9 protein-coding genes are annotated in these 24,329 nt (G+C 74.4%); all 9 read left to right on the plus strand.

The features are described from left to right. The first annotated feature begins 36 nt into the window (after nucleotides 1-36). Entirely contained in the window at nucleotides 37-897 is an 861-nt protein-coding gene (locus AMOR_RS19725; RefSeq protein ID WP_248353444.1) for an outer membrane beta-barrel domain-containing protein, read from the plus strand. After that, nucleotides 894-1,670 (plus strand): outer membrane beta-barrel domain-containing protein, encoded by a 777-nt coding sequence (locus tag AMOR_RS19730; RefSeq protein WP_248353445.1) that lies wholly within the window; start codon nucleotides 894-896, stop codon nucleotides 1,668-1,670. The genes AMOR_RS19725 and AMOR_RS19730 overlap by 4 nt, the downstream gene beginning before the upstream one ends. A 6-nt stretch (nucleotides 1,671-1,676) precedes the next feature. Beyond that, nucleotides 1,677-3,641 carry an adventurous gliding motility protein GltC gene (gene gltC / locus AMOR_RS19735; RefSeq protein ID WP_248353446.1) on the plus strand — a complete coding sequence of 655 codons (1,965 nt, stop codon included), beginning with the start codon at nucleotides 1,677-1,679 and terminating at the stop codon, nucleotides 3,639-3,641. A gap of 27 nt (nucleotides 3,642-3,668) precedes the next feature. After that, complete coding sequence (locus tag AMOR_RS19740) at nucleotides 3,669-7,208, plus strand: tetratricopeptide repeat protein (RefSeq protein ID WP_248353447.1); 3,540 nt, start codon at nucleotides 3,669-3,671, stop codon at nucleotides 7,206-7,208. Then, nucleotides 7,205-8,557, plus strand: a complete 1,353-nt coding sequence (gene gltE, locus AMOR_RS19745) for an adventurous gliding motility TPR repeat lipoprotein GltE (RefSeq protein WP_263009826.1) — start codon at nucleotides 7,205-7,207, stop codon at nucleotides 8,555-8,557. Before AMOR_RS19740 ends, gltE begins: the two co-directional genes overlap by 4 nt. 79 nt (nucleotides 8,558-8,636) lie before the next feature. Then, nucleotides 8,637-8,906: an adventurous gliding motility protein CglF gene (cglF, locus tag AMOR_RS19750; protein WP_248362565.1), complete on the plus strand. Its 270-nt coding sequence runs from the start codon at nucleotides 8,637-8,639 to the stop codon at nucleotides 8,904-8,906. A 27-nt stretch (nucleotides 8,907-8,933) separates the two neighbouring features. Continuing rightward, a complete protein-coding gene (gene gltG, locus AMOR_RS19755; protein ID WP_248353448.1) occupies nucleotides 8,934-10,955 on the plus strand; it encodes an adventurous gliding motility protein GltG in 2,022 nt (673 codons plus the stop codon). 14 nt (nucleotides 10,956-10,969) lie between these two features. Continuing rightward, nucleotides 10,970-11,587 (plus strand): adventurous gliding motility protein CglE, encoded by a 618-nt coding sequence (gene cglE / locus AMOR_RS19760; RefSeq protein WP_248353449.1) that lies wholly within the window; start codon nucleotides 10,970-10,972, stop codon nucleotides 11,585-11,587. Nucleotides 11,588-11,996: 409 nt separating this feature from the next. After that, entirely contained in the window at nucleotides 11,997-24,293 is a 12,297-nt protein-coding gene (locus AMOR_RS19765; protein ID WP_248353450.1) for a tetratricopeptide repeat protein, read from the plus strand. Nucleotides 24,294-24,329: the final 36 nt, after the last annotated feature.

A 24,329-nucleotide genomic window follows, 5' to 3' on the forward strand; every position in this document is an offset into this window, starting at 1 on the left:
AGGATGCCCCGAGGACGCGGGACAACAAGAGACCAGATGAGAACAACGATCGCCATCGCGTGCCTCATCGCCTCGGCTCCCGCGTTCGCGCAGGAGATACCGGGCATCGACCTGTCGCAGCCTCCACCTCCGCAGCGCGAGCAGCCCCCGGCGGAGAAGCAACCCTCCGATGAGGGCGAGCTCCCGCCGGTGGATCTCTCGAAGCCGCAGGGCGAGCCGAAGCCGCCGCCCGCGCCGAGCGCCGCGAAGGAGGAGGAGAAGAAGGGGGGCGCCCCGTTCTCGGAGAAGGACGTCGCGCTCGGAGACAAGGTGAAGGCGGTCCAGCGAAAGGGCTTCCTGAAGCGCGGCCGCTTCGAGCTCACGCCGACCTTCGCGGCGACCGTGAACGACGCCTTCTACGAGAAGTTCGGCGGCGGTCTCCGGTTCGCGTACAGCCTCCAGGACAGCTTCGCGCTCGCGCTCCGCGGCAACTGGTTCACCCCGTACCGCACCGACAACGTGCGCGTCGGGAAGCTCGCGATGCAGAGCCAGCTGCTCTCGTCGCAGCTCACCGGCCAGGTGATGCTCGACGGCGTGTGGTCGCCCATCTACGGGAAGGCCGCGTTCCTCGGGAAGAACATCGTCCACTTCGACCTGTATCTCGCGGCGGGCTTCGGGGCCGTGTGGAGCGCGACGAGCTTCGCGCCGCGCAACGAGGGGCCGCACTTCGCCACCGATCTCGGCGGCGGCGTCCGCTTCTATCCGAAGGAGTGGTTCGCGTTCGACCTCGGGCTGATGGCGACGCTCTACCCGGATCAGCCGGTGGAGTCGGTGCCCGGCACGGTCCAGAAGGTGTTCGTGGCGAACGTGGGCATCTCGTTCTTCTTCCCGACGACCTTCGAGTACTACTACCCATGACCGCGCCTCGCTCCCGCGCCCGCGCCGCCCTCGTCGCCCTCGCCGCCGTCGCGGCGCTCGCGGCGCCCGCCGCGGCGCGCGCCCAGTCCAAGTCCGACGCGTTCGCCGGGAAGATTCCGCCCGTCTCGGGCCAGCTGTACCGCACGGGCGGGCGCTTCGAGCTCACGCTCGGCGGGAACCTCTCGCTGAACGACGCGTTCTTCTCGAAGTACTTCGGCGGCGTGAAGCTCGCGTACCACCTGAACGACTACTTCTTCGTCGGCGCGCAGGTCGCGACGGGCACGGCGGTCCGCGCGGGCTCCGCGGTGGTCTGCGACACGCGCAACGGCTGCTCGAACGCGTCGGACCAGGCCCTGTACCAGGTGCCGGGCGACCTCAAGATGATGGGCGGGCTCGAGGTGGGCTGGTCGCCGATCTACGGGAAGCTGAGCCTGGCCGCGGAGCGCGTCGCGCACTTCGACCTCTCGCTGCTCCTCGGCGCGGACTACATCACCTACGAGAAGGTGCTCTCCGCGGGCGACGCCGCGGTCCTCGCCGCCGCCGGCCAGCACCCGCCCGACGCGTCGACGATCGGCGGGCACGTCGGCGTCGGGCTGCGGTTCTTCTTCTCCGAGTGGCTCGCCGCCCGCATCGAGTTCAAGGACTACGTGTACGTGGTCCCGGTGCCGAACTGGCAGGAGGGCGGCGGCGCCCGGAAGGACGTGCAGAACCAGCTCTTCACCGAGCTCGGGCTGTCGGTCTTCTTCCCGTTCCAGAACCGCTCGACCCCCTAGGCCTCCATGCGCGCGCCCATGCCCTACGACTCGCGGTCGAAGCGCCCGCTCGCCCGGGCCGGTCTCGCCCTGCGGCTCGCCGCGGTCGCGATCCTCCTCGCCGCGGCCGCCGACGCGCGCGCGCAGCTCGGGCTCGATCTGTCCGAGCCGCCGCCGAAGGCCGACAAGCACAAGAAGGACAAGAAGAAGGCGCCGGCGAAGAAGAAGCCGGCGGCGCCCGCGGCGGAGCCGGAGGCCGAGACGCCCCCGCCCGCGCCGCCGAAGGCCGAGCCGCAGCCGCTCTCCCAGCCGCTCCCGCCGCCGCAGCCCGCGCCTGCGCCTGCGCGGCCCGCGCCCGCGCGGCCGGCGCAGTCCGGCGACGGGCTCGGGATCGACCTCGGCAAGGCCACCGCGGCGAGCGGCGTCGCGAAGGAGCGGCTCGAGGCCGCGAAGCGGCTCCTCCAGGACGGCGCGAACGACACCGCCGCCATCGCCTTCGACCAGATCCTCCGCGACCCGGCGCTCGCGCCGGCGCACGACGAGGCCCGGTACCAGCTCGGGAAGACGCTCGTCCGGATGGGCCTGTACCACTCCGCGCTCGCCACGTTCGACGAGGTCCTCGACCTCGGCCCGCAGGGCCGCTTCTACGGCTCGTCGATGGAGTGGCTCTTCTTCGTGGGGAGGAAGCTCAAGAACGAGCAGCCGCTCCTCTCGCGCGTGGCCCGTCACGCCCGCGACGCGTTCCCCCCGGGCTACGAGGACAAGTTCCACTTCCTCCTCGCCAAGTACGAGTTCGAGCGCGGGCGCGCGCTGCAGGAGGCGGGGCGCGCCGGCGAGGCGAAGACGGCCTGGACCGAGGCGCGGCGCCTCGCGTCGCTCGTGCGCGAGCAGGCCGGCGCCGCGGCCGCGCCGTCGGGCGACGCCCCCGCGGTCGACGAGGGCGACGTGTTCGCCAAGGCGCGGTTCGTGGACGGCCTGGTCCTCTACTCCGAGGGTGACGCGCAGTCGGCGTCGAACGCCTTCAAGGACGTGGTCCGGCTCACGAACCCGAAGCGCGGCCGCCGCGCCGATCCGGAGCTGCGCGAGCTCGCGTTCCTGCAGCTCGCCCGGATCCACTACGAGAACCGCCAGAATCGCTACGCCATCTTCTACTACGACAAGATGCCGTGGGGCGGCGAGAGCTGGCTCGAGGGGCTGTGGGAGGCCTCGTACGCGCACTATCGCATCGGCGACTACGAGAAGACCCTCGGCAACCTCCTCACGCTGCAGTCGCCGTACTTCGAGGACGAGTACTACCCGGAGTCGTACGTCCTCAAGGCGATCGTCTACTACGAGAACTGCCGGTACCCGGAGGCGCGCCTCGTGCTCGAGACGTTCTCCGGGCGCTACGAGTCCGTGTACGACGAGCTCACGAAGATCACCGCCGGGTCGCAGCCGCCGGCGTACTACTACGACCTCATCGCCGACGCGCAGCGCGCGGGCAGCAGCATCACCCGCAAGATCATGAAGCTGGCCTTCACGGACCAGAACGTCCGGCGGCTCGCCGAGTCCATCCAGGAGGTCGACGACGAGGTCGACCTCCGGGTCGGCGCGCAGCGCCCGGCGTTCCGGGAGTCGGCGCTCGCGAAGCGGCTCGGCGACGCGCTCGCCGCGGAGAAGCGCGGGCTCGTCGAGGAGGCCGGGGCGCGGGCGCGCGCGAAGCTCGAGTACGAGCGCGACGGCCTCCGGACGCTGCTCGCCCAGGCGCTGCGCATCAAGATCGAGGTGTCGCGCAAGGAGCGCGAGGCGCTCGAGGGCTCCCTCGCGAAGGGCAGCCAGGTCGAGGTCGTGCGGGATCTCAAGTACTCGCACGCGGTCTCGGACGAGCACCTCTACTGGCCCTACGAGGGCGAGTTCTGGCGCGACGAGCTCGGCACGTACTCGTACACGCTCACGAAGGGCTGCAAGGACCGCCTGCCGCGCACCGAAGGCAAGGCCGCCGCGAGCCGCTAGCGCGCGAGAGCCACGGAGACCCCGCGAATGTCCCGTCCCCTCGTCCTCGGCGTCGCCGCGCTGGCGCTCGCCGCTGGCGCGACCGCGGCCCGCGCGGCTGATCGCGCGCCGCCCCCGGCGGCCGACCTCGGCCAGAAGCGGTCGGTCGCGCCCGACGCGTCGCTCGGCGGCAGCCTCCAGGCGAAGAAGCCGAAGACGGCGGAGGCCGGCGGCCCGGCGCTCGACTTCGAGACGTTCCGGAAGACCGTGGAGTTCGACATCTCGGAGAAGCGGCGCGAGGAGATCGCGAGCCTCCAGAAGCTCATCCGGCTCGGCGGCGGGAGCGAGGTCGAGACGCCCCAGTGGTACTTCCGGCTCGCCGAGCTGCTCTGGGAGGAGTCGCAGTACTTCTTCTTCGAGGCGAACCGGCGCGACGACCGGATCATCGCGCTCGGGAAGGCGAACCCGGCGGAGCGGGAGCGGCTCGAGGCCGAGAAGCGCGACTTCGATTCGCAGTCGCGGGACCGCCAGGACCAGGCGGTCGCGCTCTACAAGGCCATCATCTCGAAGTACCCGAAGTACCCGCGCCTCGACGAGGTGCTCTTCTTCCTCGCCGAGAACCTCACGAAGCGGAACCGGAACGATCCGGACGCGATGAAGGCGTACCGCGCCCTCATCCAGCGCTACCCGCAGTCGCGCTTCGTGCCCGACGCCTGGATGGCGTTCGGCGAGTACTACTTCGACCGCGCGAACAAGGGAGACCGCGCCGGCAACCTCGCCAAGGCCCTCGAGGCGTACAGGAAGGCGGCGGGTTACCAGGAGAGCAACGTCTACGGGTACGCGCTCTACAAGCAGGCCTGGGTCCACTACAACCTCGGCAACTGGAGCGAGGCGCTCGAGCTGTTCCGGTCCGTCATCTTCCTCGGCGAGATGCCGACCTCGACGATCCCGGCGGATCGCAAGCTCGCGCTCGTGAAGGAGGCGCGGAAGGACTACGTCCGCACCTACAGCCACGTCGGGAGCGCCGAGGGCGCCTGGGACGAGTTCCGGCGCGTCGGCGGCGAGACCGGCTGGTGGGACATGCTGAAGTCCCTCGCCGGCCTCTACTTCGACGAGGGCAAGGACCGCGACGCCGTGCTGGTGTACGCGCGGATGATCCGGGAGAAGCCGCGCTCGTTCGAGGCGCCCTTCTTCCAGTCGCGCGTCGTCACCTGCGCCGGCCGGATGGGTCGCAAGGACGCCGCCGTCCAGCAGGCGCACGTGTTCGTCTCGATGATCCGGGAGCTCGAGGCGCTCCCGGAGGCGAAGGACGAGAAGAACCGCAAGCTCCTGGTCGAGGCGCGCCGCGACGCGGAGAACACGCTCCGCGTCCTCGCGGTGCAGTACCACAACGAGTGGAAGAAGACGCGCGACGAGCCGGTGGCGGGCTACGCCGCGGCCGTCTACAAGGACTACCTCGACGTCTTCCCCGGCGAGCCGACCGCGTACGAGATGCGGTTCTTCCACGCCGAGCTGCTCTACGCCCTCGCCCAGTTCGCCGACGCCGGCGCCGAGTACGAGCGGGTCGTCCTCGCCGACATCGCCGCCGCGGAGGGCAAGGCGGGCAAGGACGCGAAGCCCGGCAAGTTCTTCAGGGACGCGCTCGAGAACGCCGTGTTCGCCTGGGACGTCGTCGTGAAGAAGCTCGACGACTCCGAGAAGCGCGTGCCGAGCGATCCCCGGAAGAAGCTCGCCATCGGTCCGGAGCGGCAGCGGCTCCTCGACGCCTGCGAGCGCTACCTCAAGTGGCAGCCCAAGGGCGACAAGTGGGTGGAGATCGCCTACAAGACCGCGAACCTCTACTACCGCCACAACGCGTTCGCGGAGGCGACCGACCTCTTCACGCGCATCGCGCTCGACCACCCGACGCACGAGCTCGCCGGCTACTCCACGAACCTCGTCCTCGACGCGTACAACCTGCTGGGCGACTGGCGGAACGTGAACGGCTGGGCGAAGCGGTTCTACGCGAACAAGGCGCTCGTCGAGGCGCACCCGGCGCTGAAGGACGACCTCGCCCGGATCATCGAGCAGAGCGCGTTCAAGGTGATCGAGGAGAAGGAGCGCGCGAAGGACCACGAGGGCGCCGCCGAGGAGTACCTCGCGTTCGCCCGCGACTGGCCCGGCTCGCGCCTCGCCCCGACCGCCCTCTACAACGCCTCCGTCGACTACGTGCGCGCCCACAGGCTCGACCGCGCCGTCGAGATCCGCGAGCAGCTCATCCAGCGGTTCCCCGCCGATCCGCTCGCGCCGAAGTGCCTGTACGACGACGCCGAGGCGTACGAGGCGGTCGCGGACTTCGCGGAGGCCGCCGACCGGTACGAGCGGTACTTCCGCGAGTGGCGGAAGTCGACCGGCCAGAAGCCCGTCGCGCGCGGACACGCGAAGCCGGCGAAGGGCAAGGCCGCGAAGGCGGACGACGCGCCCGCCGCGCCCGTGGCGCGCTGGGAGGAGAAGAAGGCGAACGACGCGATCGTGAACGCCGCGGTGTTCCGCGCGGGCCTGCGCGAGTGGGCGCGCGCCGAGGCCGCGACCGAGGCCTACCTCGAGGCCTGGCCGGACGGCGCCGACGCGCCCCGCCTGTTCCTCGGCCTCGCGGACCTCTACGCGCGGCAGGGCCACGCGGCCAAGGAGCTGAAGCAGCTCGAGGAGTACCAGCGCCGCTACGCGAAGGACCCCGACGAGTGGCTCGGGATCCAGCAGCGGATCGCGGTCCTCATGGAGAAGACCGGCAACGCCGCCGGGGCGCGCCGCGCATACCAGCTCGGGCTCGAGCACTGGAAGCGGAACAAGGGCGCGGTGAAGGATCGCGGCCTCGCCCTCGTCGCGCAGGCGATGTACCTCGACCTCGAGCCGGCGTTCGCCGAGTACGACCGGATCACGCTGAACGTCGCCCCCAAGTTCCTCGCCGGCCAGGTCCAGACGAAGGGTCGGAAGCTGAAGCAGCTCGAGGAGGCGTACGGGCAGGTCGTGAAGCTCAAGCAGGCGGAGCCGGCGATCTGCGCCCTCTACAAGATCGGCCTCGGCTACAAGCGCTTCGCGCAGGCGCTCTGGGACGTTCCGATGCCGCGCGAGTACCGGGGCAAGCAGGAGTACGAGGAGGAGTACAAGGCCGGCATCGCCCAGTACGCCGAGCCGCTCGAGCAGAAGGCGGTCGAGGGGCTCGAGCTCGCGATGAACGCGTCGCGCGACTACGGCGTGGTGAACGCCTGCGCGCGCGAGGCGACGGCGATCCTGCTCAAGGTGAAGCCGGACCGCTACGGCCCGTCGCCGGAGATCGTCCCGCAGCTCGCCGCGGCCGCGCCGGCCGAGGCGCCCGCCGGGTACGGCATCCTCGCCGAGGTCCAGCCCGTGCCCGCCGCGAAGGGCGCGCGCCGCAGCTCCGACGCGGCGCTCCCTCCGCTCCGGGCGAAGGCAGCCCCGGGCCGGAGCGGCGAGGCGGCGGACGCGGATCCGCAGCGGCGGGTGGTCGAGGACGAGCCCGCGCCGGCGCGGAAGGCGCACAAGAAGAAGGGGAGCAGCACCGACGAAGACGAGGACCTCCTCCCGTGAAGACCCCGTTCATCGCGCGCCCGCTCCTGCTCGCCGCCGTGCTCGGCTGCGCGAGCGCCCCGCAGCGCCCCGCCCCGGCCGCCCCGGTCCAGCGCGACGCCGCTCCCCAGCGCCGCACCGAGGCCGGTGCCCCCGGCCCCGCCGCGGACGCCCAGGCGCCCGAGGCCCTCTCCGCGCGCGCGCAGCGGCTGTTCGCGGAGGCGGTGCGCGCTCAGGAGGACCAGAAGAAGCTGCAGGTGCCCACCGACTGGGCCGTCCTCGAGCGGCGCTGGCGCGCCGTCCTCGACGCCGCGGACGTGGCCGAGGTCCACTTCAACGTGGGCGTCGCGCTGGAGCAGCAGGGCCGGCTCGACGAGGCGCGCGCTGAGTACGAGCGCGCCCTCGCCTCGAAGCCGTCGCTCCGGCAGGCGGCCGTGAACCTGGGCGTGCTGCTCGAGAAGCGCGGCGACGTCCAGGGCGCGCAGGCGATCTACGCGGGCGTCGTCCGCGACTTCCCCGAGGACGCTCGCGCTCGCGCGCGGCTCGCCGCGCTCTACCGCGACGCGGGGCAGCTCGACGACGCGTGGCGGCTCGCGCGCGAGGCGCTGCTCCGCGATCCCCGGTCCGTCGGAGCGTACGAGGTGCTCGTCCGCGTCGCCGCGCAGCGGAACAACCTCGATCTCGCGAAGCTCATCGCGCTCCGTGCGCAGAAGCTGGACGGGGCGGATCCCGAGCTCCCCTACCTGCTCGGCGTGATCGCGGCGCGGCAGGGCGACGACGCGGCCGCGACCGTCCAGCTCCGGAAGGCGCTCGCGCTCGACGGACACTACCTCCCCGCGCGGTACGCCCTGCTCCAGGCGGCCGTGAAGAAGGAGAGCTGGAAGCAGGTCGCCGAGCACACGCAGGCGATCCTCGCGCAGGACCCGAAGAACGCGCCCGTCCAGCTCGCGTACGGCATCGCGCTCCGTCACCTCGACAAGCCGGACGACGCGCTCGCCGCGTACGACCGCGCCGAGCAGGTCTCCGCGGGTCGCCTCCCGGAGGTGCACCTCGCGCGCGGCGTCCTCTACATGCGGGTGAAGAGCGAGTGCGAGCCCGCCCTCAAGGAGTTCCGCGCGTACGCACAGGCCGCGGGGCCGATGGCGACGACCGACTCGCCCGTGCTGAAGCTCCAGCGCGAGTGCGAGCAGGCCGTCGAGGAGGGGCGGCGCGCGGCGGAGGTCGCGAACGAGCTGAAGCGCAAGGCGGAGCAGAAGGCGGCGGAGGAAGCCGCGCGGAAGGCGGCGGAGAAGGGCGAGGCGTCGCCGGTGCCGGTGCCCACTCAGGGGGGAGCGGTGTCGCCCACATCCGCCCAGAGCCCCACACGGTGAGCGAAAAGGAGCACGCCGGTTGCTTCTAGGTCTCTCGGCCGGGGTGGTAAGCTCGGCCATGGCACGCGGGGTCACGACGATGCGCACGCTGGTGCTCACGATGGCGCTGTTCCTTCCTCTGTCGGCGGTCGCTCAGTCGGCCGGCGGCAAGAGCGGGAGCCAGCCCCAACCGAAGGTCGAGTACGAGAAGAAGACCGTCATCAACTTCGAGGACGACACGATCGAGGGTGACCTGAAGCGGCCGGATGGCGAGTACGTCGAGTCGCGCCGGAAGGTCGATCACTCGAACCTCATCAAGATCCGCGAGAACTGGCGCGACAAGGTCATGCAGGCCTCCGGCGACCTCTAGCCGGATCGCGCGCCCCTCCGAGCGACCATGCCCACCCCCATCACCCTCAAGGTCTTTCGCGGGAACGAGCTCGTCCGGACCGAGCAGTTCAACCGCGAGATCATCAAGATCGGGCGGCTCGCGTCGGCGCACCTCTGCCTCGACGACGAGAAGATCTCGCGCATCCACTCGGTCATCGAGGTGGGCTCGGACGGCGCGATCTCCATCATCGACATGGGCAGCGCCGAGGGGACGTTCGTCAACGGCAAGAAGGTGAGCCGCGGCGCGCTCCGCCTGGGCGATCAGATCACCCTCGGTGGGCTCCGGATCGTGCTCGAGGGGCCGGACGGGGCGAACACCGCGGCGGTCGAGCCGGTGAACCGCGCCGTCGCGGCGCCGGTCGTGGCCGCGCCGAGGGCGAGCCCGAAGAACGGCACGAACGGGCACGCCAACGGCCACGCGAACGGGAAGAACGGCACGAACGGGCACACGCACGAGCTGCCCGCCGGGGTCAGCGTTCCCGAGGTGTCCCTGCCGGCGGCGGTCGCCGCGCCCGCGCCCGCGCCGGCTCCCGCCGAGCGGCCCGTGGCCGTCGAGCGCCCTGCCGCGGTCGTGCGCGCGCCGGCGACGTCCGAGCCGCGTGGACGGTTCCACCTCCGCCCGGCCGACCGGGCGATCGAGGATCTCTCCGCCGCCTCCGATCTCGGCGTCGAGCTGCGCCTGCTCTGGGGCGAGACGCTCCTCGAGGCCGCGACGTTCATCCGGCCGAAGCAGCCGGTCCTCGTCGGCGAGGGGCGCGACTGCGCGATCCGCGTCGAGGGCCTCCCGGTCCCGCAGTTCCCGATGCTCCGCTGCGAGGGCAGCGAGTACCAGTTCGCGTTCGGCACCGGGATGACGGGCGTCGTCGAGGAGAGGGGCGGGCGCACCGCGTTCGGCGAGCTCGTGAAGTCGCGGAAGGCGCTCCCCGACTCGGCGGTGAAGGGCGCGTACTGGATCCCGGTCCCGAAGGCGGGCGCGATCCGCGCCGAGGTCGGCAGCCACCTCGCCATCGAGGCCCGGCCGCGCGTCCCCGAGCGCGTGAAGCAGGCGCCGATCTGGGAGCGGCTCAACTACCAGCTCCTGAACCTCTTCCTCGTCCTCTTCTTCCTGCAGTCCGGCTTCATCGTGATGGCGCGCGACTATCCGTACGACTCGGACGTCGTCGCCGACGATCTGTTCAAGAACCCCTCGCGGATGGCGAAGTTCATCATCAAGCCGCCGGAGGCGCCGAAGCCGCAGCCGATGGACAAGTCGGCCGGCGACAAGAAGGACGATCCCGGCGAGATGGCCGAGAAGCACAAGGGCGACGAGGGGAAGATGGGGAAGAAGGACGCCCCGAAGACCAACGGGCGCTCGGCCCCGAAGGCCATCGATCCCAACGCGAAGGACGTCGTGCGGAACAGCGGCCTCCTCGGCGCGCTCGGGCGCGGCGCGGGCGGCGGCCTCTCCACCGTGTTCGGCCAGGGCGGCCTCGGCGGCGACCTCAAGGGCGCGGTCGGCAACATGTTCGGCCCCGTGGTCGGCGACTCGCAGGGGCTCGGCGGTCTCGGCATCCGCGGCTCCGGGTCGGGCGGCGGCGGCAGCGGCGAGACCATCGGCATCGGCGCGGTCGGTACGAAGGGCCGCGGCGGCGGGCTCGGCAGCTACGGCACCGGCGTGGGCGGGCTCGGCAAGAAGGGCGACCACGCGGTGAGCATCGCGACGGGGACCGCCCAGGTGATGGGCTCCATCGACCGCGAGCTCGTGCGCAAGGTGATCCAGGATCACGCCGCGCAGATCCGCTACTGCTACGAGCAGCAGCTCGCGCTCAATCCGAAGCTCAGCGGCAAGGTCTCGATCAAGTGGGTCATCAACGGCGACGGCAGCGCGTCGCTGCCCGAGGTGGAACGCGGGGCGACGACGCTCGAGGACTCGAAGGTCCACGAGTGCATGATGAGCCGCATCACCAGCTGGCAGTTCCCGAAGCCGAAGGGCGGCGGCATCGCCGTGATCACGTACCCCTGGATCCTCCGGTCCGCCGGCGGCGAGTAGGGGAGGGCACCACCGTGAAGAGGATCCTCGCCGCGCTCGCGCTCGCCGTCCCGCTCCTCGCGGGCGCCCAGGACGCCGCCCCGACGCTCCAGCAGGATCCGCGCGCGCCGCGGTTCGGCGACGTGGAGCGCGGGTTCTTCATCGGGTTCGAGGCGGGCTACCTCGGAATGCTCGACACGCCGGTCGCCGACCCCGCGAAGTTCCCGACGGCGGGGACGTCCGGCGGCTCCGCCGGCGGTCTCGTCGTCGGCCTGACGATGGGCGTGGACCTCGGGAGCCGCGTCTCGGTCGCGTTGTTCGGCCAGGGCGGCAACGAGAAGGCGAACGCGAACTACGGCGCGTTCAGTCTGCTCTCCACCGGCCTCGACCTCCGCGTCTCCGTGATCGGCGAGAAGGACCGGAACGGCTGGGATCGGTTCTTCGTCTACCTGCACGGTCGCGGCGGCTACGCGAAGTCGTTCCCGACCGGCCTCTTCGGCGACACGGACACCGTCGTCCAGGGCGGCCTCGGGCTCGAGTACTACACGCAGCTGCGGCACTTCTCGGTCGGGTTCGCCGGCGACTACGTCTACGCCACGAAGGCCAAGGCGAGCGGCGTCGCCGTGTACCCGACGATCCGGTACACCTTCTAGGGCGCGGTCCTCGGTCGCGGGCGGCTGGGCGGGGCTACGTCTCCAGCAACCGCGCGTGAAGCAACCGCGGGTCACCGCGAACCCGTCTTCCGCGCGCGCCGCGAGGCGGACGGCGGATCGGTACCGACGCGTTCCCTCTCGCCGGCCGGGGGAGCGCGCCACGGGGAGGGGGCTCGTCGCAGGCTCTCGTAGCCCTCGGTCTGAACGCCGAGCCTCACGGTGAGGGTGCCATCGGCGCGTGCGCGACAGCGCCGCGCGGTACGCCCCACCGCGCGGATCCAATGTAGGCAAACGCCCGTAAGGGCTCGGGAATCCGGGAGTCGTGTCGTTGACCCTCCCGCGGAGCGAGGCCTATACTTCCGCGACGTCTGGCGTTTTTCTCGCCCAACCCTCCCCGGCGAAGCCAACTTTGAGCGCACCCTCCCTGGACGACCAGATCCGTTCGCACCTCGAGATCCTCGAGGTGGCTCCTGGAGATCAGCAGGCGTTTCACGCGCTCGTGGGACTTTACGAGCAGGCCTCGCGCTGGGAGGACCTGATCGCGCTCTACGAGGGGCGCGCGCGGCTCGCGCCCGGTCCGGGTGCGCCGCTCCTCGCGCAGGCCGCGAACCTCGCGCACCGGAAGCTCCGCAACGTCGCTCGCGCGGAGGAGCTGTACCGGCAGCTGCTGCAGACCGATCCGGGGCACGCGGACGCCGTTCGCGCGATGGTGGCGCTCCTCGAGGAGAAGGGCGACTGGGGCGCGCTGGCCGCGACCCTCGAGCGCGAGGCGACCCGCGCGAGCGAACCCACCGAGGCCGCGCGGCTCACGCTCCGGCTGGGCCAGGTGCAGGAGGAGCGGCTCGGCCGCCGCGACCGCGCCGCGCTGCTCTACGCCCGCGCGAACCGGCTCGATCCGGCGCTCGCCGAGGCCCGCACGCGCGGCCTCGCGTGCTTCGTCGCGCTCCGCCGGTTCGGGCAGGCCCGCCGGATGCTCGACGCCGCGCGCGACGCCGGCGCGGATCCCCGCGCGATCGCCGCCGAGTACGCGGCGCTCGGGGCGCGGCTCGTGGACGAGCCGCTCGAGCACGGCCTCGCGATGGACGCGCTCATCGAGGCGCTCACGCTCGACCGCAACGCGCCCGGCGCGGCCGCGGCCCGCGAGCGGCTCAGGGCCATGCCGCGCACGTGGCGCGAGGAGGCCGCCCGCCTCGGCCAGGCCGTGACGCGGGCGGCGGACCGGCGCGAAGCGGCGGCGCTGCAGCTCCGGCTCGCGCAGCTCCACGCCGCCTACGATCCCGAGGGCGCCTCTCGCGCCCTCGAGCGGATCGACCGGGCCTGGGCCGCCGCGCCGGGGAACCCGTTCGCGCTCGAGCTGCTCGCACGGCTCTTCGCGGAGCGCGGGGACCACCGCGGCCACGCCGACGCCCTCGCGCGGCTCGCGGCGCAGACCCGCGATCGCGCCGCCCTCGTCGCGCTGCACCTCGAGATGGCGCGCGTCGACCTCGTCCGGTTCGGCGACACCGAGTCCTTCGTCGCCGCCCTGGGGCGCGCGCTCGAGCTCGACCCTGCCTGCGAGAGCGCCGCGCTCCAGGTCTTCGAGCACCACGTGGACGCCGGCCGCTTCGCCGACGCCCTCGCGGTCCTCGAGCGGCACCTCGCGGCCGCGCCGGAGAAGGCCGCGCACGCGCCCCTGCGCGTCCGGGCCGCCGCGCTCGCGCGCGAGAAGCTCGGCGACCCCGCGCGCGCCGGGCAGCACCTCGAGGCCGCGCTGCGCGCCGATCCCGGCCACGGCCCCGCCGCGGCGGCGCTCGCGCCGCTCCTCGCCGACGCCGGCGCGTGGCAGCGCCTCGCCGAGGTGCTCGACCTCTCCGCGCGCTGGGAGCGCGATCCCTCCGAGCGGGTGCGCCTCCTCGAGCGGCTCGCCGACGTCCAGCAGGAGCAGCTCGGCAGGCCGCGCGACGCGCTCCGGACGCTCGCTCGCGCGCTCGCCATCGATCCGGCCCGCGCCGCCACGCGCAAGGCGATGGAGGGCGCCGCGGCCCGCGCCGACGCGTTCCTCGAGCTCACGCGGGCGTACCGCGCCGCCGCCGAGGCGGTCGACGGCGACCTCAAGGCGAGGAAGACCCTCCTCCGCCGCGTGGCCGAGATCCTGGATCGCGACCTCTCCCTCCCCGAGGAGGCGGTGCGCGCGTGGCGCGCCCTCGTCGCGCTGGACCCCGAGGACCGGGGCGCGGCGAACGCGCTCGAGGCGTGCCTCGCCCGCGCCGGGCAGCAGGAGGAGCTCGCGCGCGAGCTCGAGGAGAAGCGCGCCCGGGCGACCGGGGACGAGCGGCGCGCGCTCTCCGCGAAGCTCGCGAAGCTGTGGGCCGACGCGGGAGAGGTGGAGCGCGCGGCCGCCGGGTGGCGCGACGTGCTCGAGCACGCGCCCGACGACGACGAGGCGCTCTGGGGCCTGCACGCTGCCCTCGAGGGGCAGGGCGGGCCGCGCGCCGCCGAGGAGCGCGTGTCGATCCTGGGGCGGCTCGAGGCTCGCGCGAAGGGGGTCGCGGAGCGGGGCGCCATCTCCCTCGCCCGCGCCGAGTCGCTCGCGGAGCCGCTCGGCCGCCTCGCCGACGCCGCGGAGATCGCCACCGGGCTCGTCCAGGCCGCCGGGGTCGGCGCGTCGCAGCGCGCGGACGCCGCGGCGTTGCTCGAGCGCCTCCTGGCGCGCGGCGTGGCCCCGCTCCCGGTCGCGCAGGTGCTCGCCCCCGCGTACGCGGCCGCCGGCGACGCGGCGAAGCACGCCGCGATGCTGGAGCTCCTCGCGCGGTCGCTGCCCGCCGGCGCCGACCCGCGGGAGCGGGCGCGCCACCTGCTCGACGCGTCGTCCGTCCGGGCGGAGCGCCTCGGCGATCGCCGCGGCGCGCTCTCCGCCGCGGCGGCGGCGCTCAGGGCCTGCCCGGATCACCTCGAGGCTCGCCGCCGCTGCGAGGACCTCGCCCGCGAGGTCGGCGCCGAGCGCGAGCTCCTCGCGCTGCTCGACGAGGCCGCTGGCCGCCTGGAGGGGCGCCCCGAGGAGGCGGCGCTCCGGCTCCGCGCCGCGGCGGTCGCGGAGGAGGATCTCGGGGCGTACGACGACGCAGCCGTGCAGCTCCGCCGCGCCGTCGCGCTCCGCCCCGGCGATCCCGGCATCCTCGCCGCCCTCACCCGCACGGCGCTCGCCGGCGAGCGCTGGGCGGAGGCCGCGACGCTGCTCGACGAGCGCGCCGCCGCCGCCGAGGGCGCGGAGAAGGTCGCGCTCCTCGCCCAGGAGGCGGAGGTCCTGCACGAGCGGCTCGACGACCCCGCAGGCGCGGCGCAGGCCGCCCGCGACGCGCTCGCCGTGGCGGCCCCGGAGCAGCGGCCCCGGCTCCTCGCCCGCCTCGCGGCGGCGCTCGGCGACGCGGGCGACGCCCCCGGGCGCGCCGACGCGCTCGCGGAGCTGGCGGCGCAGGCCGCGAACCCCGCCGAGGCGTCCCGCGCCGCGCTCGAGAGCGCGCGGATCCGCGCCGGCCTCGGGGACGAGAAGGCGGCGGTCGAGCGGACCGTCCTCGCGCTGCGCGCGTCCCCCGACGACCCCGCCGCGCTCTCCGCCCTGGAGGCCCACCTCGAGGGCGGCGATCCGGAGGCGGTCCGCGCCGCCGCCGCCGCGCTCGCGCGCCACCCGGACCCGCGCCGGCGCGTCCGCGCGCTCGAGGCCGAGGCGCGCGTCGCGCCGGACGTCGCGGGCAAGGTCGCCGCGCGCCGCGCGGCCGCCCGGATCGCCGAGCAGGAGCTGCGGCAGGCGTCGCTCGCGTTCGCCGCCCTCGCCGCCGCCTCGCGCCTCGCGCCCGCGGACGCGGAGCTCCGCGCCGAGCTCCGCCGGGTCGCCGCCGAGGCCGGCGACGTCGAGGCGTGCGCCCGGCTCCACGCCGAGCTCGCCGAGCTCGCGCCGCCCGAGCAGCGGCTGCCCATCCTGCGGGAGCGGGCGGACCTCGCCGAGCGGCGGCTCGACCCGGATCGCGCCGCCGAGGCGTGGGCCCAGGTCGCGCGGGCCGCGCCCGCAGACCGGGAGGCGCTCGCCGCGCTCCGGCGCCTGCACCGCGCCCGCGAGCGCTGGGGCGAGCTCGCCGACGTCTGCGCGGAGATCGCGCGCCGCTCGCAGGAGCCCGCGGTCCGGGAGGACGCGCTCCGCGAGGAGGGCGCCGTCGCCGAGGCGCGCCTCGCCGACGCGCCGCGGGCCGCGCAGGCGTGGGCGGAGGTCGCGGCGCTCGCGCCCCAGGACGCCGAGGCCGCCGCGGCCCTCGAGCGGCTCTACGACCGGCTCGACCGGCCGGACGCGCTCGCCGCGGTGCTCGAGCGCCGCCTCGCCCGCGCGTTCGAGGTGGACGCCGCGGCCCGCCTCGCGGAGCTGCGCCGCACGCGCCTCGACGATCCGGCCGGCGCGCTCGCGCTCCACGCCGAGCTGGTCCGGCGCGATCCACGGCGGACCGCGTCGCGCGACGCGCTCGCCGAGCTCGCCGCCGTGCCGGGCCCCGTCGGGCGCGAGGCGCTCGAGGCGGCCGACCGCGTGCTCCGCGCCGCGGGCGAGCACACCCGCCGGGTGGCCGCGCGCGAGGCGCGCCTCGCCGCGGTGACCGATCCCGGCGAGCGGGCGCGCCTCCTCGCCGAGCTGCGCACCATCCTCGAGACCGAGCTCGACGATCCCGGGCTCGCGTTCCTCGCCGCGTGCCGCGCGTTCGCGGAGGGCGGGCCGGCGCGCGAGGGCGCGGGCGCGGACCTCGTCCGGCTCGCCGCCGCGACCGGGAGCGAGGCCGAGGTCGCCGACGTGTACGAGCAGGCCGCGGGCGGCGCGGAGCCCGAGGAGGCGCTCGCGCTCCGGCGCCGCGCGGCCCGCGTCCGGACCGAGCGCGGCGGCGGCGCGGCGGCCATCGAGGCCTGGAACCGCGTCCTCGCCGACGCGCCCGACGACGCGGAGGCGCTCGAGGCGCTCGCGGGGCTCTACGAGACCGCTCGCTCCGCCCGGGAGCTGCTCGACGTCGCGCGCCGCCGGGCGGCGCTCGCCGTGGGCGCGGACCGCGCGGGTCACCTCCTCCACGCCGGCGCGCTCGCGGAGGCGCTCGAGGATCCGGGTGCCGCGGCGGAGGCGTACCGCGCCGTGCTCGAGGAGGCGCCGCTCGACGTCGCCGCGCTCGAGGGGCTCGATCGCATCCTCTCGCGCGGACCCGCGGTGCCCGAGCTGGAGTGGGTCATCGAGGCGCTCGCGCGCGCGGTCGCCGACGACCCGGCGCGGCGCACGGCGCTCCTCCTCCGCCGCGCCGGGCTGCTCGAGACGGACCCGGACCCGCGCCGGGCGGTGGAGGCCTACGCCGAGGTGCTCGCCGAGAGCCCCCGCGAGCCGGGCGCCGTCGCCGGCCTGGAGCGCCTCCTCGACCGCGCCGACGCGCGCGAGACCGCGGCGCGCGTCCTCGAGGACGTGCTGCGGACCGCGGGCGACGCCCGCCGGCTCGCGGCGCTGCTCGAGGTGCGCCTCGAGGTGGCGGACGCCTCGGAGCACGGCCCGCTCCTCGCGGAGATCGCCGCGCTGCACGAGCGGCTCGGCGATCGCGACGGCGCGTTCCGCTCCAAGGCGCGCGAGCTCGCCGAGGCGGCCCGGGCCGGGCGCGACGCGCCCGGCGCGCGGGCGGATCTCGAGCGGCTCGCCGCCGCCTCCGGAGCGTGGGAGGCGCTCGCCGCGGCTCTCGAGGAGGCGATCGAGGCGGGGCTCCCCGCCGGCGCCGCGCTCGAGGTGCGGCGCCGCCTCGCGGCGATCCACGTCGAGCGGCTCGGGAAGCCCGACGTGGCGGCGCGCTTCTACGAGGAGGTCGCCGCCGCGGCGCCCTCCGCAGAGACGCTCGGCGCGCTCGCGCGCGTCTATCGCCGGCTCGGCGCGCACCGGGATCTCGCCCGGACGCTCGAGCGGCTCGCGGATGTCGCGCCCGCACCCGCGGCGCGGAAGGAACTCCTGCTCGAGGTGGCGAAGATCATGGCCGAACACCTCTCCGATCGCGAAGGCGCCATCCAGGCGTACCGGAAGATCCTCGCCGTCGATCCCGAGGACCCGCAGGCGCTGCGACTCCTCGGGCGACTGCTCGGCTCGGCCGAACGGTGGGAGGATCTCGTCGACGTCCTCGGACGCGAGCTCGCGGTGGCCGAGCGCCAGCCGAACCTCGTCGCCGAGGCCGCCGAGCTGCGCTACCGCCTCGGCAAGATCCGGCACCAGCGGCTCGCCGACGCCGCCGGCGCGCTCGCCGCCTACCGGGAGGTGCTCGCGAAGGTGCCCCGCCACCCGGCGGCGCTCGCCGCCCTCGAGGAGCTCGCGCGCTCGACCGGGCCCGCCGCCCTCGAGGCGGCGCTCCTCCTCGAGCCGGTCTACTCCGCCGAGGGCGAGCACGGGAAGGTGGTCGAGACGCTCGAGGCCCGCGCCGCGAACGAGACGGACCCGGCGCGCCGGGCCGCGCTCCTCCGCCGCGTGGCGGCGACCTATGCCGGCCCCCTCCGCAACGCGGAGATGGCCTTCCTCGCCGCGAGCCGCGCCCTCGCCGCGGACCCGGACTCCATCGAGTCGCTGGACCTCGCCGCCAGCGGCGCCGAGGCCGCCGGGCTCGGCGACGAGCTGCAGGGGCTCCTCGCCGAGCACGCCGACCGCGCCCGCGACCCGTCCGCGCGCGCCGAGTACCAGCGCCGGATCGCGCGGCTCGCGCGGGGCGGCGACGCGGCCCGCGCCGCCGAGGCCTGGCAGCGGCTCCTCGACCTCGCGCCGGACGATCGCGAGGCGCTCGTCGGGCTCATCGACGCGCTCGAGGCCGGCACCGATCCCGACGCGCTCGCCCAGGCGCTGCGCCGCGCGCTCGCGGTCGAGGAGCTGCCCGAGGGGCGCGCCCACCTGCTCCGCCGCCTCGCGGCGGTGCTCGACGAGCGGCTCGACGACGCCGCCGGCGCGATCCAGGCGCTGCGGCGCCTCCTCGAGCTCGCTGCGTCGGATCGCGACGCCCTTGCGCGCCTCGACCGCCTGTGCCTGCGCACGGAGCGGTGGGTCGACCTCGCGGAGGTGCTCGAGCGGGAGGTCGCCGCCGCCGCCGACGCGGGCGACGAGGCCGCGCTGGTCGTGCTCCGGCAGCGACTCGCCGAGCTCAAGGACGCGCGGCTCCTCGATCGCGACGGCGCGCTCGGGCTGTACGAGGAGGTCCTGCAGGCGCGCCCGGATCACCCCGAGGCGATCGCGCGCCTCGAGGCGCTGCTCCAGAAGGATCCCGGCAACGCCCGCGCCGCGCTCGCGCTCGAGCGCGCGTACGCGGCCGGCGGCGACGCGCTGAAGCAGGCGGCGGTCCTCGAGGTCCGCGCCGGCGAGCGGCCCGACCCCGAGGAGCGCAAGGCGCTGTACCTCGAGCTCGCCGACCTCCGCGAGCGCGCGCTCGCGGATCCGGAGCTCGCCTTCCTCGCGCTCTGCAAGGCGTTCCGCGAGGACCCCGCCGACGCGGCGGTGCGCGCGCGCATGGAGGCGCTCGCCGGCGCGAGCGGCCACGAGGAGGAGCTCGCGGCGATCTACGAGGACGAGATCGACCGCCTCCCGCCCGCGGAGACCGCCGCGGTCGCGCTCCGGCTCGGCGCGCTGTACGAGGAGCGGCTCGGCGATCCCGGCCGCGCGGCCGGGTTCCTCCGCCGCGCGCTCGCGCTGGATCCCGCCGCCGCGCCCGAGGCGCTGCCCGCGCTCGAGCGGATCCACGCGCGCCTCGAGAGCTGGCCGGAGCTCGCCGACACGCTCGCGGCCCGCGCGGCCGCTGCCCAGGGGCCGGAGCGCGTCCAGCTCCTCTTCCGGGTGGGGCAGCTCTGCGAGGAGAAGCTCGCGTCCCCGGATCGGGCCGCCGAGGCGTACGAGGCGGCCGTCCAGGCGGATCCCCGCCACGTCCCGTCGCTCCGCGCCCTCGAGGCGCTCTACGAGGGCGCGGGCCGGCGCGAGGACCTCGTGAAGAACCTCGCCGCGCAGCGCGCGGTCGCCCAGGACGCGGCGTCGAAGGAGCGCGTCCTCGCGAAGATGGCGGCGCTCGTCGCCGACCTCGGCCGCCTCGACGAGGCGGTGGCGCTCTGGAAGGAGCTGCTCGTGCTGCGGCCGCGGCACGAGGCGGCGCTCCCGGCGCTCGAGGACCTCTACGAGTCGCTGGAGCGGTGGCAGGATCTCGCGCAGCACCTCCGGATCCGGATCGGCGCCACCGTGGATCGGCGCGAGATCGCGCGGCTGAACGACAAGCTCGGCCAGGTCCTCGGGACGCGCCTCGGCGACGCGACGCAGGCCGTCCAGTCGTACAAGGCGGTCCTCGACTCGGATCCGAAGAACCGGCGCGCCCTGGAGGCGCTCCGGGACATCCACGCCGCCCAGGGCGACCAGGACGCGCTCGTCTCGGTCTACCGGCGCCTGGTGCCGCTGCAGGAGGACGCGGCGGGCGTGAAGCGCGCGCGCCTCGAGCTCGCCGAGGTGCTGCTCCGCGCCGGGCAGAAGCGCGACGCGGTGGAGCAGGCGAAGCTCGCGTTCGACATCGAGCCGCACGGCGCCGACGACCTCGTCCGCATCGAGGAGATCTTCCGGCAGGGCGGCGCTGCGCAGGACGGCGTGCGCGCCGCCGAGGCCCGCGCGGCCCTGCTCGCCGCCCAGGGCGGGCCCGCCGAGGCGGTGCCGGCCTGGCTCGCGGTGGCCGACCTCTGGCGGCAGCAGAAGCGGCCGGACGCGGCGGCGGCGGCGCTCGACAAGGTGCTCGAGCTCGATCCGAGGAACCGCACCGCGTACGACGGGCTGCGCGCGCTCCACCAGGAGGCGGGCAACTGGCGCGCCTTCGCCCGCGTCTGCGATCTGTTCGCGCCGCAGCTCGGCGATCCGGCGGAGAAGGTCGTCCTGCTGAAGGAGGTCGCGGCGGTCCACGAGAAGCGGCTCGGGCAGAAGGAGATGAGCTTCCTCTCCTGGTGCCGCGCGCTCGCCGAGGCGCCCGGTGACGCCGAGGCCCTCGCGGAGGCCGAGCGGCTCGCCGCGGACACGGAGGCGTTCGAGGAGCTGTCTTCGGTGCTCGAGGAGATCGCGGAGAAGTCCCGCGGCATGGTGAAGGCGAAGCTCCTCCTCCACCTCGGGAGCTTGCAGGACGCGAAGCTCGACGACGCCGCCGCGGCGGAGGGCGCCTACCGGCGCGCCCTCGAGGCCGACCCGGCCAGCCCCGAGGCGCTCGACGCGCTCACGCAGCTCTTCAAGCGCCGCGGCCGCGTCCGCGACCTCGTGATCACGCTCGAGCAGCGGCTCGAGGCGGCGGCGGCCCTCGAGGAGAAGAAGGCGCTCCTCCTCGAGGTGGCGAAGATCTACGACGCCGAGCTGCACGACGTGGACGAGGCCGTCGGCGCCCTGCGTCGGGTGCTGGAGCTCGACGGCGGCGACGCCGCTGCGCTCGAGGCGCTCTCGACCCTGTACCGGCGCGAGCAGCGCTGGGCCGATCTCGCGGGCATCCTCGCCCGCGCCCGCGACCTCGCGGCGACCGACGCCGCGCGGATCGCGTACCAGCTCCAGATCGGGGCGCTCCACGAGAACGAGATCGGCGACGACGAGGCGGCCGTCGAGGCGTACCGGACGGTGCTCGGGCTCGACGACCGGTCGAAGGACGCGCTCGCCGGGCTCGAGCGGCTCTACACGAAGCTCGACCGCTTCGCCGAGCTCAACCGCGTCTACGAGCGCCAGATCGCCCTCGCGGCGGACCCGCGCGAGCAGGTCCGGATCCTCGCGAAGAGCGCGGCGATCCACGAGGAGAAGCTGCACGACCCGCGCTCGGCCATCGAGCGGAACGAGCAGATCCTCCGCCTCGACGGGGCGAACGGCCCCGCCGTGAAGAACCTCGAGCGGCTCTACCGCGACGAGGGGCTCTGGGACCGGCTCATCACGGTCATGCAGCACCACCTCTCCCTCGTGCAGGAGCGGCGCGAGCAGGTCGCGCTCGAGGTCGCCATCGGGGAGGTGTGGTGGAAGGAGATGTCGCGCGTCGACCGCGCCGAGGCGATCTTCAACCACGCCCTCCAGCTCGACCCGGACTCCCGCACCGCCGTCGCGGCGCTCGGGCGGCTCTACGAGCGCAGCGGGAACTGGAACCTCGCGCTCGACATGCTGCGCCGCGAGGCGCGCGTCGCCGGCGGCTCCAAGGATGCGGTGGAGCTGTACGTCCGGATGGGGGCGATCCACGAGGAGATGCTCCTCGACGTGGCGAGCGCGAAGGAGGCCTACTCCCGCGCCCTGCAGCTCGATCCCGGCCACCTCCCCGCCATCAAGGCGCTGAAGGGACTCTTCGAGCGCGAGCGGAACCGCGACCGCTACCTCGAGCTTCTCGTGGACGAGGCGCGGTACGAGACCGACGTCGAGGCGAAGACGGAGCGCTACACGGAGGCCGCGCGCGTCTACCAGGAGGAGCGCGACGATCGCGAGAGCGCGGCGCGCTACTACGAGGAGGCGCTGAAGCGGACCCCGGGGCACCTCGCCGCGGCCCGCCCGCTCTCGGACATCTACGTCGCCCAGGCGCGGTGGCCCGACGCGGAGCGCGTCCTCGACGGCATCGTCGAGGCGCTCTCGCAGGGCGGCGACGCGAAGGAGCTCTGCCGCCAGTCCTACCGCCAGGGCTACGTGGCGGAGAAGCTCGGGAACCGCGAGAAGGCGCTCGCCGCCTACCGGCGCGCGTACGAGCTCGACTCGACGTACCTGCCCGCGCTCGAGGGGCTCGGGAACCTCCTCGTGCAGGAGCAGCAGTGGGAGGAGGCGCTCCGGATCTTCACGACGGTGATCATCCACCACCGCGACGGGCTCACCGACCTCGAGGTGGTCGAGACGCACTGGCAGATCGGCGAGATCGCCGCGAAGCTCGCGCAGGTCGAGCGCGCCGCGAACGCCTTCCGGAAGGCGCTGGAGATCGACCAGAACCACGAGCCCTCCCGCCGGAGCCTCACCCGGATCCTCGAGTCGACCGGCGACTTCGAGGGCGCGGTCGAGCAGCGGCAGCGGCTGCTGCCCCTCCTCGAGGGCCAGGCGAAGCTCGAGAACCTCGTCGCGATCGGCGAGATCTGCCGCGACCGGCTCCAGGATCCGTACCAGGCCATCGACGCCTTCCTGGGCGCGTCGAGGCTCGATCCCACCTCGCTCCCGGTGACGGAGGCGCTCCTCGGGCTCTACCGCGAGACGCGCCAGGGCCAGAAGGCGGCCGACGTGCTGGCGCAGATCGTCGCGCGGCCCGAGGTGCAGGCCGATCCGGCGCGGGCGGCGAAGCTGCACCTCTCGCTCGCCGAGATCCTCCGGGACGAGGTGAAGGACGAGGGCGCGGCGGTCCTGGAGCTCGAGAAGGCCCTCGACAAGAACTGGCGGCTCGTCCAGGCGTTCGCGGCCATCGAGGAGATCCTCGGCCGGCAGAAGCGGTGGACCGACCTCGAGCAGGCCTATCTCCGGATGGTGCAGCGGCTGCCGAAGACGCCCGACGCCGCCCAGGCGCGCCTCGCGCTCTGGAAGACGCTCGGCGACCTGTACCGGAACGTGCTCCGCAACGACGACGGCGCCCGGATGGCGTACCAGGTCGTGGCGAAGGCGGACCCGGAGGACGCGGTGGCGGTCGAGACCTTCGCCGACCTCGCGGCGCGGAAGCCCGGCGCCGAGCGCGAGGCGATCGCGGCGTACCGCCAGCTCCTGCGGACCGGCGCGAAGGCGCCGAAGGCGGCGCAGGCGCTCGTGAAGCTGCACGCGACGGCGAAGCAGTACGACCCGGCCTACTCGGCGGCGCAGGTGCTCGTCCACCTCCTCGGCCAGGCCGGCGGCGAGGAGGTGCAGGTGGTGGCGCGGCTCCGGAAGTTCGCGCGCGACCAGGCCAGCCGCCCGCTCGACGACCAGCTCTGGGGGATGCTGCTCCACGAGCGCGTGAAGGGACCGCTCGCGGACATCATGACCCTGCTCGCGCTGCACGCGCGGCCGTTGTTCGTGCAGAAGGAGAAGGACCTCGGCGTGAACCCGAAGAAGGACGAGCTCGACGTCCAGGGCTCGATGCTCTTCTTCGCGAACATGTTCAAGTACGTCGAGCGGACGCTGGGTCTGAAGGGGCTCCGGCTGTTCCGCAAGGGCGGCGTCCCCGCGCTCCTGCAGCTCGTCCCCACCGATCCCCCCGGCTTCCTCGCCGCCGACGAGATGTTCGAGGAGCGGCCGAAGAAGGAGCTGTGGTTCGCCATCGGGAAGGCGCTCGCGTTCGCGAGGCCCGAGCTGCTCATGGCCCGGCTCATGCCGCACGACCAGCTCGACCTCGTGTTCCAGGCGGCGTGCTCGGCGGGGACGTCGCGGTTCGTCGTCACCGCGGATCCCCACCTCGTGGCGAAGCTGAAGCGGGAGCTCGAGAAGACGCTGCCGGAGCCGGTGCGGAAGAACACCCTGAAGCTCCTCGCCCGCGCGTACTGCGACGTGCAGCATCCGGGCGACGTCCGGTCGTACCTGGACGGCGCCGAGCTGACGTCGAACCGCGCCGGCGCGCTGCTCGCGGGGGATCTCGAGGTGGTGCGCCGGGCGGTGCTGGAGGAGCGGCCGCAGGTCTCCAAGCTGCGCGACGAGACCCGGCTGCGGGACCTGGCGCTGTTCTGCGTCTCCGAGGAGTACGCCGCCCTGCGGGAGCGGCTCGGCCTGTCGTGCCTCGTGCCCGCGTGACGCGGGCGGGTTTGTTGACCGTCGGACGGATGGAAA

Source organism: Anaeromyxobacter oryzae (assembly GCF_023169945.1).
Taxonomy (GTDB): Bacteria; Myxococcota; Myxococcia; order Myxococcales; family Anaeromyxobacteraceae; genus Anaeromyxobacter; species Anaeromyxobacter oryzae.